This window comes from Butyrivibrio sp. XB500-5 (genome assembly GCF_003625505.1).
In the GTDB taxonomy this organism is placed as follows: domain Bacteria; phylum Bacillota; class Clostridia; order Lachnospirales; family Lachnospiraceae; genus Butyrivibrio.
The window spans coordinates 539,734-553,598 of the sequence record NZ_RAIS01000001.1 but is presented as its reverse complement, the minus strand read 5'-3'; the positions used below and the strand labels follow the sequence as shown (position 1 = coordinate 553,598).

At 38.7% G+C, this 13,865-nt stretch carries 9 protein-coding genes; all 9 read left to right on the top strand.

Features of this window, described 5'->3' with window-relative positions; translation table 11 throughout:
* Positions 1–2: 2 nt before the first annotated feature.
* The gene (locus D6856_RS02520) at positions 3–6,353 is read left to right on the top strand and encodes a DEAD/DEAH box helicase (protein ID WP_120685586.1); all 6,351 of its coding nucleotides are present in this window, start codon (positions 3–5) and stop codon (positions 6,351–6,353) included.
* On the top strand, positions 6,346–8,445 hold the full coding sequence (locus tag D6856_RS02515; RefSeq protein WP_120685585.1) for a UvrD-helicase domain-containing protein: 2,100 nt from the start codon (positions 6,346–6,348) through the stop codon (positions 8,443–8,445). The genes D6856_RS02520 and D6856_RS02515 overlap by 8 nt, the downstream gene beginning before the upstream one ends.
* A 213-nt stretch (positions 8,446–8,658) precedes the next feature.
* Positions 8,659–9,540, top strand: coding sequence for a hypothetical protein (locus tag D6856_RS02510; RefSeq protein ID WP_120685584.1), 882 nt, complete (start codon positions 8,659–8,661; stop codon positions 9,538–9,540).
* A gap of 33 nt (positions 9,541–9,573) precedes the next feature.
* Entirely contained in the window at positions 9,574–10,656 is a 1,083-nt protein-coding gene (locus D6856_RS02505) for a DUF262 domain-containing protein (RefSeq protein WP_120685583.1), read from the top strand.
* A gap of 68 nt (positions 10,657–10,724) precedes the next feature.
* Complete coding sequence (locus D6856_RS02500) at positions 10,725–11,231, top strand: WYL domain-containing protein (protein WP_120685582.1); 507 nt, start codon at positions 10,725–10,727, stop codon at positions 11,229–11,231.
* A gap of 202 nt (positions 11,232–11,433) precedes the next feature.
* A complete protein-coding gene (locus D6856_RS02495; RefSeq protein WP_120685581.1) occupies positions 11,434–12,219 on the top strand; it encodes a hypothetical protein in 786 nt (261 codons plus the stop codon).
* Entirely contained in the window at positions 12,204–12,596 is a 393-nt protein-coding gene (locus D6856_RS02490) for an HIRAN domain-containing protein (protein ID WP_120685580.1), read from the top strand. Before D6856_RS02495 ends, D6856_RS02490 begins: the two co-directional genes overlap by 16 nt.
* Positions 12,597–12,608: 12 nt before the next feature.
* Complete coding sequence (locus D6856_RS02485; RefSeq protein ID WP_120685579.1) at positions 12,609–13,178, top strand: tetratricopeptide repeat protein; 570 nt, start codon at positions 12,609–12,611, stop codon at positions 13,176–13,178.
* Positions 13,153–13,857 (top strand): tetratricopeptide repeat protein, encoded by a 705-nt coding sequence (locus tag D6856_RS02480; protein ID WP_158588797.1) that lies wholly within the window; start codon positions 13,153–13,155, stop codon positions 13,855–13,857. The genes D6856_RS02485 and D6856_RS02480 overlap by 26 nt, the downstream gene beginning before the upstream one ends.
* The last annotated feature ends 8 nt before the right edge of the window (positions 13,858–13,865 follow it).

Here is a 13,865-nt window from a genome sequence, read left to right as displayed (position 1 = left end):
TAATGTTACCATCAATTCTTGCAAGGCAGTATCAGGAAGGCCTGATAGATTATATTGATACTTCATTTCCTATAACAAATCCTATATTTAAAGGTTCAATTAGGAATATGCTCAACACAAAGGACGCGGTATTTCATGAGCCTTATGTTGCGGTGCGTCTTCCTTTCCGTGTATATGAAGGCGAGAACAACTTATTTGAAGCTATACATCAGCCATTTAGCCCTTATGTTCATCAGCAGAGAGCATTTGAAAGGCTGACTGGAGAAGATGGTCGTTCAACGCTAATTGCTACGGGTACCGGCTCTGGTAAGACGGAGTGTTTTCTGTATCCAATTCTTGAGTATTGTTATAGACATCGTGGTGAAAAAGGAATTAAAGCGCTAATTATATATCCTATGAATGCGCTTGCTTCTGATCAGGCGAAGCGTATAGCAGAGCTCGTAGATGGAAGTAATGAGCTTAAGACTGCTGGCATCCGTGTTGGTATGTATGTTGGCGGACAGGAAAAGACATCTGCAAAGATGATGCTTCCAGATAGAGTAATTACTGATCATGATACTCTTTTGGCAGCTCCACCGGACATTCTTATGACTAACTATAAGATGCTTGACTATCTGTTGGTAAGACCAAAGGATGCAGAGCTTTGGAGAAATAACAATCCGGATACTCTTAAGTATATTGCGGTTGATGAATTACATACATTTGATGGAGCACAGGGAACAGACTTGGCGTGTCTTTTAAGAAGGTTAAAAGCACGTCTTAATGTGCTACCTGGACAAATTTGTTGCATCGGAACATCTGCTACTATGGGGGCAAAAGATAGTGCAAAGAGTATAAAAGAGTACGCGTCAGATGTATTTGGCGAGATCTTTGATGATGATGCTGTAATAACAGAAGACAGGCTTTCATCTGACGAGTTCTTTGCAAATTCTGATGTTACAGATTACAAAATACCTAGTCATGAAGAGGCTATAAGAATAAAGGAATTATCTTCAGGAGAAGATGAAGAGGAATACCTTAGAACAGCTGTAGATATATGGCTTGATAATGCAAAAAAGATTTCTTCTGTTATGAGCGATGATTCAAGGGTGGAACTCGGAAAGCTACTCATGCATCATAACTTCACGCAGAGCATTATCGCGGAAGCAAAAGGATCATATATTCAAAACTCTTACGCATATGAAAACTTGATAAAGAGATTCCCGCTGCTTAGTGAGCTGGGGGAAGAGCTGGCATGCATTGCAATTGATGCTTTATATGCTTTGATTTCACATGCAAGAACAAAGACTTCGTCAGGAAAGCTTCGCCCATTTCTGAATGTTCAGGTTCAGGTTTGGATGAGGGAACTAAGAAGATTGGTTGGTGAAGTAGCAGATAAAGATATTAAGTATGCTCTCTCTACAGATCTTAATGAACAGCAAGCTAAACATTATCTTCCTGTAATAAACTGTAGGGAATGTGGACAGACCGGATGGGCTTCTGTTGAAGATAACGGCAGTGTCGAAATACGTGATATTAGAGCATTCTATAATGCATTCTTCAGTGCTGATCCTAAAGTAAGGATAATGTTTCCTCATAAAGAAGGCGAAGAAGCATTTAATCTATCCAACAGGATGCGTATTTGCCCTACGTGCATGGAAATCATGTTTGATGAGGACAATAGAAAACTTTGTTCTAATGGACATGAGACAATTCCGATATGGGTGCCAGATCTTATTTCAGAAGGTAAAGCAAATTCTAAAGCTTATAAGTGTCCATTCTGTAATAGTAAGGGGACTCTTTCTATTATTGGTTTAAGAAGTGCGACTGCCATCAGCGCTGGTATTTCGGAACTTTATGCATCTAGATTTAATGATGATAAGAAGCTGCTGGCATTTACTGATAATGTTCAGGATGCTGCTCATCATGCAGGATTTTACAATTCTAGGACATGGAAGTTTGGCCTTAGAACAGCTATAACTCAGTTTATAGAGATTGATTCGAAGGAATACTCTTTTGATGAGTTTATTCAAAGAGTTGCTGCATATTGGAAGAATTTCCTGGGAGAAGAATACTTTGTATCTCATTTCATTCCGGCTAATCTCACATGGATGAGAGCTTATGAAAGAATGTGTGCAGAAGGACAACTTCGAAAAGATGATGATGCTAAAAATCTTGTTAGTTTTGTAGAACAGAGATTTAAGTATGAGACTTTAATGGAGTATGGAGTATCATCGAGAATCGGAAGAACACTTGAAAAATCAGGCTGTTCAGTTTTGTCATTAGAATTTGAGAAGGCTATTCCTTCAATCATGGAGCGAGTTGCTAATGAGGTTGGTAGGCTTCAGAGTGCAGATGTAGAAACATTCTATAAAATGGTACTTGGTGTCTTATATCAGATGAAGACGAACGGTGCCTTTACTTATTATGTATTCGAACAGTTTATTGAGTCTGGTGCAAATTATTACCATCTAAGTAATGACAGAAAGAAGTGGCTTCCAGGCGTGAACCGTGGATTAAATATGCCAAAGTTTGTTGCTGTTAATCGTGGTTCAAAGAAAGCAAAGGATTTTGACATCGTTAATCCAAAATCTTGGTATTCAAAGTGGATCGATAAGTACCTTCCAGAGTTTTCATTGGAATCTGATGCAATTGATATCATGAAGATTATTTTGGAAGAACTTACCAAGGCGGGGATTCTTGATAAGGTTGTAACACCAGATTCTATTGATGTTTGGTCTATCAATCCTTCAAAATGTACAGTCACTAAAGATGTAAAGCAGATGGTTTGTGATGAATGTGGATCACAGATATCAATGTCTTCAGATAATGCTGAAATTTTTGAAGGAGCCTGCTGTACAAGACATGGATGTTCTGGTCATATGCATGTTGCTAATGACAAAGGGCTTGACTTCTATGGAAAGCTTTATAGTCAGGGAGAGCTTGTTCGTATAGTTGCCAAAGAGCATACAGGCTTACTTCAGCGTGATGATAGAGAAGAATTAGAAAGAAAGTTTAAGAAAACAAAAGAAGACAAGAAGCCGTGGGAGCCTAATTTGCTCTCATGTACTCCTACTCTTGAGATGGGTATTGATATCGGGGATCTTTCTACAGTAATACTTAGTTCAATACCTCCGGCACAGGCTAACTATGCTCAAAGAGCAGGACGAGGTGGACGTAAAGATGGTAATGCTCTAACTGTAGCTATAGCTAGTGCAAGACCGCATGATCTTTATTTCTATCAGGATCCAATGGAAATGATTGCGGGAGCTGTAGAACCACCAAAGGTATTCTTGAAGGCATCAGCCGTATTGGCTAGACAGTTTACTGCTTATTGCATGGATTGCTGGGTAAAGAGTGGGAAAGCTCAAATATCACCAAATGTTGGAGCATGTCTGGCAAAACTGGACGAGAAATCAACAGAGAGATTCCCTAATAACTTCTTGTATTATGTACAAAACAATATGACTCGTCTTATCAGAACTTTTGTGCAGACATTCTCTGTAAATCCTGGCGGTGGGGACGGATTAGACGAAGCATCTATAGAGGATATAAAGGCTTTTGCTATGGGCGATGGGACAACAAACAGTCCTATGCATATAAAGATATACAACGAGTTCTATGATCTGAAGAAACAGAGGAATGGAATTCAGAAGAGTATCAAAGAACTAGGAAAGATGATCAAGGATTTGGAGGCTAAGCCTAAAGATGCATCTTATGATGAGCAGATAAAAGAACTTAGAGCTGAGAAAGCCGCTTGGTGCAGTGTAGTCGAGAAGATAAATAGAAAAAACGTTTTTAATTTCTTGTCAGACTCAGGCCTCTTACCTAACTATGCATTCCCTGAAGAGGGCATAGTACTCAAAGCTGTCCTTACAAGGGTTGAAAAGGATGAGCACGATAAAGAAAAGAATAAGTATGAGAGTACAACCTATGAATATAATAGGTCTGCTTCTGCTGCAATCAGTGAGTTTGCACCTTTAAATAGCTTCTATGCAGGAGGACATAAGCTGACAATTGATCAGGTGGACATTAACACAGCAAAAGCAGAACCATGGAGATTATGTCCAAATTGTTCTCATGCAGCAATAGAGGATTCGAGCACACCAGTGCATGTATGTCCTAAGTGTGGCAACCCAGGATGGGCTGATGCAGGACAGGTTCGGTCTATGTTTAAAGTCCAGATGGTTTATTCCAATATGAAAGAGGAAGAAAGCCAGATTGGCGATGAAAGTGAAGATAGAGCAACTATGTTCTATGATAAAGAGCTCCTTGTTGAGGTTGATGAGGACAAAGATGTTATTCAGGCTTTTGAGATGGATAACAAGGACTTCAAATGGGGTTATGAATTCTTGCAGAAAGCTACTATGCGAGAGATTAACTTTGGTGAACAGTCAATTACAGGTGATAAGCTCCTTGTTGCAGGACATGAGGGCGTAAGAAAAGGATTCACCATATGTAAGTACTGCGGAAAGATTCAGGTTCAGGGTTCGCAGCCTAAGCATTCAAGATTCTGCAAAATGGCTAAGGATAAGACTATAGTTGCGGATCCATTTGAAGAATGTCTGTTTTTATATAGAGAATTTGAAACAGAAGCATTACGACTTCTTATTCCGGCAACTACTATGGATGCTACAAGTGTAAGGGTAGAATCCTTTGTTGCGGCTTTCATGTTGGGAATGAAGAAAAAGTTTGGTAATGTTGATCATTTAAGAGCCACTGTTAGTGAAGTACCAGTGCCAGAAGCAGATTATCGTAAACAGTATTTGGTTATTTATGATTCTGTTCCTGGAGGAACAGGATATCTAAAGCAGCTCATGAATGATAAAAATGGAATTATCGATGTGTTTGAAGGCGCTCTTGAGACAATGGAGCACTGCAATTGTAATGATGATCCTCAGAAAGACGGATGTTACAAGTGCTTATATGCTTACAGACAGAGCCAGCATATTGGAGATATTTCCAGGGATCGCGCAATTGATCTGCTAAAAGCTATATTGAGTGGAAAAGATAATAGAGTAGAGATTAAGAAGTTGTCGCAGGTTGATACAAATCACCTGTTTGATAGCGAATTGGAGAGAGAGTTTGTAGGAGCTTTTGAGAAACTTGGTACCGCTGAGCGTCCTATTAGAGTTCATAAAACTCTTGTTAATGAAAAAGAAGGTTATTCCTTACAGGTTGGAGAAGCTTTGTGGACTATTGAGCCACAGGTGGACTTTGATGAAGGCATGGGCATATCAGTAAAATCACGTCCGGACTTTGTTATCAGACCAAAGAGAGTAACCGGAAATCAGAAACCAATAGCTGTGTTTACTGATGGCTTTTACTACCATAAGGATATTGTGGAAGATGACACATTAAAGAGAATGGCCATTATGCTTTCTGGTAAATATAGGGTTTGGTCTTTAACTTATAAGGATGTTCATAACGTCTTTAAGAGTCAGGGAGATTATAGAACTGAGACACTTAATTCTGTAAAGATGCCTTCAGCTAAGTTGTATAAACCAGCTGTAAAGAGTGCTAATGCAGAGGCTATTAATCCTGAGAAGGAAAATAGCTTAGAGTTATTAGTTGATTATATGTCGCTTTCAAATGCTGAAGATCTTTTTGCTGTACATGCCAGATCTTTTGCCATGTCGATCATGGACATGAAACTTATGAGTAATCAGGTTGTTTATGGCGAGTGGCATAGTAAGTGGCAGAAAGTATTACATGTCATGGATTCAATGGATGAAATTGATGAGTTCGGACAGGCTATTTATGGTATATGGAGACCTAGGCAGGATATGGGCAATCTCGAGATGATGTCGGAGGTATCTTTGCCTGAAATGACTGGAATGAAGATGGGAGCACCAGCTAAGATTATAGCAATCATAGATGATGATCCTTCAACAAGGACAGATAAATATGAAGCTGATTGGAATGGTTTCTGGCACTTTGCAAATGTCATGCAGTTTAACAGCACTGCTATATTCTTGTCTAAGCTTGGAATTGAAAAAGCAATTTATACAGTTCTTGGAAGTATAATTCCAGAGCAAGATTTACCAGAAGTAGTTGCTGACACAGATATTAAAATTGATGATAAGTGGAATGATATCATGGATGAGTTTATCGATGATATTGCGATTACCTGCGCTACTGAAATGTATAAGAATGGCATTCCTGCACCAAGTGTGGTGGGTTATGAACTTTCAAGTACAGCAAATGGTGCAACAATAGCTGAAGCTGAAATGGCGTGGGAAGACAGAAAGATAGCTTGGCTATTGCCTGATCAGGAAGATTATTCTGAGATATTCAAAAAGGAAGGGTGGACTGTTCTGCTCAGCAGTGAAAAGATAACTACTACAGTGTTTGGAGGGAGTGTAAATGAGTGATAAAGCAACGGTTGCAATATCTGCAGACTTTTTAACAGCATATGCAGCTTTACCAAGGCAGAAACAGGGAAAGGTAACCGAGTTTTTTAATAAATTCAGAAATGATCCTACACATCCTGGAATCAATTTTGAGAAGATAAATGAAGGGATAGATAAAAATATCTGTTCCGTAAGGATTGATGATACATATAGGGGAATAGTTGTACGTGAACCAGAGAGCAATGTCTATATTCTTCTTTGGGTGGATCATCATGATGAGGCTTATGACTGGGCAAAGCGTAAAAAATGCTCAATCAACAAGCTTACTGGAAGTGTGCAGATTTTTGATGTTAAAGAAGTTATAGAAGAGCAAAAGGCAATAGATGAGCCAGCGCTGTTCCGAGATATTTCTGACGATGTATTTGCAAGAATTGGACTTCCTGAAGAGCAGCTTCCAATGGTAAAAGCTATAAAAACTCTTGAAGGATTGCATTCTATGAAAGGAGCAATTCCTGAGGAAGCATTTGAGGGACTTGAGTGGTTAGGAAATGGCTTTACTGTAGAAGAAGTGCTTTCAACATTATATCCAGAGACTGATCATGTAGATGTTAAGGAGAATGACTTTGCAGCAGCCCTTCAGACTGACGCTAGTAAAAAGAGTTTTGTTATTGTAGATGGTGAGGAAGAGCTTCAGGCTATCATGCAGGAGCCTTTGGAAAAGTGGCGTATTTTCTTGCATCCTACACAGAGAAAAGTTGTTGGTAAGAAGTTTAGTGGACCAGCAAGAGTCCTGGGCGGAGCGGGAACAGGAAAAACTGTTGTTGCAATGCATAGAGCAAAGATGCTTGCTGAGACTCTCGAACCAGGAAAGAAGATCCTTTTCACTACATATACAAAGAACCTTGCAGAAGATATTAAGGATAATCTCAGAAAGATTTGCATAGCAGATGAAATGAAGAGAATAGATATCATAAACCTCGATGCATGGGTGTCTAACTTCCTGCGTAGACAGGGCTATGAATATCAGATTGTTTATGATGACGAAGTAGATAAGGCTTGGAAAGATGCATTGGCAATAACTGGCGGAGAGCTGAGTTTTGTTGATGGCTTCTATAAGGATGAATGGGTTAAAGTTGTTCAAGCTCAGGAGGTGTATGATAAGGTTTCCTATTGCAAAGCACCAAGGCTTGGTCGTGGCGTACGCTTAGATAGAAAAGTACGTATGCAGTTGTGGGATGTTTTTGATGAGTACCAGAACATCATGAATGAAAGACAGCAGCGAGACGTTGAGACTGCTATGTATGAGTGCAGGAAGATTCTTGAGAGTAAGAATATGACCGGACAGTATGATTCTGTCATCGTGGACGAAGGACAGGATCTTAGTCCAAGTGCATATAGGCTCCTCAGAGCTCTTGCTGGAGATGAGCATGAAAATGACATATTTATTGTAGGAGATTCTCATCAGCGTATTTATAGAAATAAAGCTGTTCTTTCAAAGTGCGGTATTAATGTACGCGGTAGAAGCAGCTATTTGAGAATTAATTACAGAACTACTGAAGAAATCCGCAAATTTGCTTTCGCACTTTTGAATGGTGTTTCTTTTGATGATCTTGATGAAGCTTATGATAATGATAAGGGTTGTCAGTCTCTTACTCATGGAGATAAACCAGAGATTAGTGAGTTTGCAACACCTGAAGAAGAACTTGATTTTATTGTAAAGAAGATCAAGGAATTAGAAGCAAACGGTGTAGAGCAGAAGAATATATGCATTGTAGCAAGAACTCATAGGCTCCTAGATAACTATGTGGCAGGACTTCAGAGAGCAGGTATTAAGTCTTTTGAAATCAAAGCAAATAAGACAGATGACCGCTCATTTGAAGGTGTAAGAATTGCAACCATGCATAGAGTGAAAGGACTTGAGTTTGATCATGTATTTGCTGTTGCAGTAAATAAGAAGGTGCTTCCTTTCGGAACAAAGGCAGATTTCGAAGATGATATTTCTCTTGAAGAGTTCAGAACTGGAGAGAAATGTCTGCTTTATGTTGCTCTTACAAGAGCAAGGAAAAGTGCTTATGTTACATGTTATGGTGGGTTGAGTGAATTAGTAAAATAAGTATGGCGTTCTTGATTTAATCAAACTTCTTGAGGGGCATCAAAAAGAAGAATTATTTAGTAGGCGGTGTGCATTAATTTGCACATCGCCTTTGTTATTATTTTTCTAAAAGTATTATAAAATGTCCGTAATTACAACAAAAAATGTGCCATTAGTAATAATATAGTATATGTGGGAATATGAATTTCAGAGCAAGAAAAAGAGGATGATTATATGACTAATGCGATCGACTTTAAAGCAGTTATACAGCAAATGAAGGAGGCGGGAGTTCGTTTTGTTACAGATAAATCTGACTTGGATATATCTGCGGCCTATGCTGTTTTGGGGAGTAAATCTGCAATAAGATATTTAGAGGGCGAATCTGATGGTATAAATGGACTAGTAATACTGTGTGCAGAAGACGAAGTAGATATGAATCGCCTTTGTGCTGTTTTTAACAGAGCATATTTTGATACTGACGATGAGAAGAGACCTTTCAAGGTACAGTTTGATATTGAGGAATTACAGAAGGTCATAAATATTCTTAAGATGAACACTCTTAATGTGGCATGCGTTGAACGTACTTCAAGCAGGCCTAGATCAAGCGAAGCGGGAGAAAAGCATACTCGAGCACGAGCTTCAAGGGGAAGTACGGAGATAAGGGGACCTATCAAATGGATTGTTTCTGCCAATGCAGGTTTTGATACGGTGCGAGCATTCAAAAAGTTGAAAACATTGGACTGGAAACAGTACAATTGCAAATTTAAGGTTGATGATATCGTATACATCTATTTTGGACTTCCAGATCAGAAGGTGAGGCTTAAGTGTAAGGTTGTGAAGGCTGATTTGCCTCACACGGAAATAGATGACAGACAATTTATTGTTGGCATTCAGGATTATGAGCTTGAATATGAATATGAGCCGGTATATGAAACTACCATGCAGCTTACAATACTAGCAGAATTCGTCGATTCAGACTTGTTTGGATTTGAAGCACTGGCTGAGCATGGAGTTAAAGGAACAATAAGATCGCCCAGGACAATTACAGGAAAAGTGTTGGAATACTTTGACTCAATTGATGTTCCTGAGAATATAAAGAAAAGCTACGAAAAATAATCATTGCATAGATGTTGATAGGAGAATGTAATAATGGCATACGAAACCCCTTTAACTATTTCTGAAGTGATTTCTAATATTTCATCAAACAAATATGTACTTCCGGCTATTCAACGAGAATTTGTTTGGGATACTGATCAGATAGAGCGTTTGTTTGATAGTATTATGCAGGGATATCCTATAGGTGGGTTCTTGTTTTGGGAGTTGTCGAGTGATAAATACAGAAAGTATGACTTCTATAGTTTTTTACAAAATTATCACGAGAAAACGTCAAGACATAATCCTAAAGTGAATTTGCGTGGAAATGATAATGTGATGGCAGTGCTTGATGGACAACAGCGACTTACTTCCTTGTATATCGGCCTTTGCGGAACATATGCATATAAAATGCCATATAAACAGTGGAAGAGCGAGGGAGCGTTTCCAAAAAGAAAACTATACTTGAATATTATTCAGCCATTAGAAGGTGCTGATAATAAATTTGAGTTTGAATTCCTTGCTGAAGATGAGACTGTAAATGATGAGAATCATTATTGGTTTGAAGTTGGGCGTGTACTGGATTTTGAGAGCAGTTCTAGTGTTCACAAATACATAACGCAGAATATTTATAGGGGAAGCGTACAGTATACTGATAATCAGGAGGATTTTGCTACAGATGCGCTGTCATTACTTTTTAATGCAATATGTGTTAATCCATCAATTAGTTATTACAGAGTGAAGTCTGATGAACTAGATAGGGTCCTTAACATTTTTATACGTGTCAATAGTGGCGGTACTCCTTTGAGTTATTCAGATTTATTATTATCAATTGCTTCAGCACAGTGGGAAGAAATCGATGCTAAGAAAAAGGTATCAGAAGACGATCTGGATTGGTATGTTGATCATGTAAATGACATTAGTAATTTACAGTTACTAGAGGCTATGCCGAATATTGAGAAACAGAATACTGACTTTGAAGAATGGTATGAAGATGAATATCCTACAGAAAAGGACAAGATTCAATACCGAAAGATAAATTATATTCCTGATATGGAGTATACGTTTGCAGATTTCCCGGAGTTTATGGATCAAAGACGAGAACTGCTTCGAAAGGCATTTGAAAAAGTATTGAAATGAACAATGAAGAGCACAGTCGTACCCTTCGCTTCAATGATCATTCATGTTATCGTTTGGAGGTTAGAATTATGCTTACGTTTACAGATGTACTGAAAAAGGCTGGTTTGGATCCCAAAAAAGTCAAGCTGATAAGGCATTCACTCACGCATAAAAAATTCAAGGAATGCTATGAAAAGGGATTTCTATATGAATATACATGCCATCAGAAGATGACTGATGTGAGAGAGTTGGATACCAAGGTCAAGCCGATGAAGCAAGTAGAAGGTCTTGAACATGGTCTTAATCTTCCTAAGCACATGGCTGAGCATATTTATATGTTTAGCGGTCCGACTGTCAATGTGAAGATGGAGACAGTTCCAGAGATGTTCTCTGATATTACTGATTGGTTTGGTACAGATGTAAAGATAGTAGAAGAAACAGAGGATAAGTTGATTGTAAGAGTTAATTGTAATGAAAAAGCTATGAGATATTGGGCTTTGCAGTACGGACCATCGGTTGAAATCTTGGAACCGGAATCTTTGAGAAACCAGCTGATTGCCGACATGAAAGATATGCTTAAAAGATACCGGGATTAACTACGTGATGAACTGTATATTACTGATTCAGAAAGGAGCTTCGGCTCCTTTTTGTGTGCAAAAAAATGCACATCGACTTTGATACGATATAGTCACACAAAGGAGGTAGAAATGGATCTGCTTAAGGAAGGCAAAAGGCCCGAATTTAAGAGAAACTGTTAACTGCGATTTATGAAGATTTATATAAGTTTGAGGTAGCGTGATGGATGAGATGTTCAGAATTCGAAATGATTCATATGAGATTTATGAGGAGTTACTCCTGAAAAGGGATCAGTTGGAGCGCGAGGCAGCTTCCATAAGGATTTCCTATTTCAAAGAGTTTGGAGATCTGATTACGGAGAGTTTCAATCTTAAGGTTGAGTGTATCAAGAAGAAAAAGACGATTGCATACTGTCAGCAGGCGATAAACAGAGGAGAGTTTATTGACATGCAGGCTGTTAATGAAGCTGTAGAAGAAGATATGGAGCTTTACAATCTTGAGCTTGAAAAACTTATGAACGAGTGCAAGTTTGCTAAAGAGTCCAAGATTTCTTCTTCATCAAAGGCAGAGAGAGCCAGAAAGATTTATAGAAGAATAGCTAAGAGAATTCATCCGGATATCTATCCGGAGGTGATGGAGTATGAGGAACTTATAGATCTATGGCAGAGAACAGTGGTTGCATATCATATGCTTGATGCTGACGAGCTTGCTGATCTGGAGGTTCTGATAAATAGGTTCCTTAGAGAAATTGGTGAGGGAACAATAACGATAGACATACCTGATATAGAGGATAGGATTGATCTTCTTGAGCAGGAAATCAATGAGATTCTGACAACAGAGCCATACACATACGAGAAATTGCTTCGCGATGAATTAGCAGTAGCAGAGAAAAAGAGCGAGCTTAAACTTGAGATCCTAGAGTATGAGAAATACCTAAAAGAACTATCGGAGATTCTGAATAATCTTCTGGCAGAAGGAGGTGCAACATTTATATGGCGAATGAATTAACTATTGGAAAAGAGAATATGGTTGCCCTTGTTTCTGAGAAGGGTGTAGGAGATTTGATCAAGCCTCTGACAAAAGAGATATTTCTTTTTGATTCTTATGTTGCTGGGACCACACATCTTAAGGATGACAGCGTTCTAGATGAAATCAATGAAGGGGATAAGCTTGTTCTACAGCGAGAGAATAACCGGTTTGATGAAAATGCGATACTCGTTATGACTAAGGAAAAGAAGAGGCTTGGATATGTACCTGAGAAAGACAACATTGTATTTTCAAGGCTTATGGATGCAGGGAAGATGCTTACGGCACAAATAAGCAGAATAGAGCACAAGGGCACTTTTAGACAGGTTAATATTGGGATTTATCTTGTGGATTTTTAATGGAGATGAGTAATGAAGGATATTCCAAAGGAAGTACAGATTTGGAAGGTAATTGAGGAAGATATCCCAGATGAGATTGGAGTAAGTGCTGAAGACTATTTCTTTGCCGGATGGCAGTATGAGTATGGAATAAATGCTACAAAAAGCTTTGAATATGCTGTTAAAGCATATGAGATTGCACTTTCAAAGGGATATATGAAGGCCTCCAGAGCACTGGGGGATATTTATAAGAAAGGCAGGAATATACCTGAGGCATATAAGTGGTATTTAGAAGGGTGTCTGAATGAAGAGGTTGATGCTTTATCTGCGTATGAATTGGGAATGATGTATCAAAGTGGTGAGTATGTCTCGAAAAACCATGCCAAGGCATTTGGCTTTTTTGAGCTGGCCTATCATGGAGGATGCAGTAAGGCGGCTTATTATCTGGGAAGATATTACGAGAATGGCATAACGGTCGAGGCAGATCAGGAAAAGGCACTAGAGATTTATATGGCAGGCGCTGGGAAATATGAGGAAGATTGTAGGGATGCAGTTAAAAGGCTAAAGGGTGATGTTTATGGAAATGATGGGACAGGATGTTGATATTGTTGAACTTATGAAAGAAGCGGAGAACGGCGACGACGCAGCTGTAGAAACACTTTTGTTAGCTTCAACTTTTATTGATGAATTATCTTCGTCTAATCATGAATTTTGGACGCTTATGCATGGATATTATAAAAGAATGGCAGCTAGAGGCAATGAGCGCGCATTTATTTATTTGGCAGATAATTATAAAAATGGTGTTGGAGGTGTGGAAAAGGATATTAGAAAAGCAAAGGAATACTATGAACTTGCGATAGGACATGGTTGTCCTGCTGGATATGAATTCCTTGCACATCTCTACATGTTAGGCGACACGTTGCCAGTCAATTACAAGAAAGCATATAGACTGTTTATGAAGGCATTAAGTTATGACGAGAATAGGCAAGCACTTCAATCTGATGTTGGTTGCTACTTGCTGGCAGAAATCTATTTCCGAGGGCTATATGGATATCAGAATTTAAAATGTGCAGAAGAACAATATAAAAATGTTATTAGCATGGGAAGTGACTTTGATGCTTCATATTATTGGCGTGCTCAGTATAGGCTTGGCCAGATCTATGAGCTTGAAGGAGACAATGAGAGTGCCAAGAAACATAAAGATATAGCGCGCGAATACTATAACGCCGATGAGGCGTGGGATGAGGTTAATGTCGAGAAATTGCTTATAGATTATAAATGATTACTCGT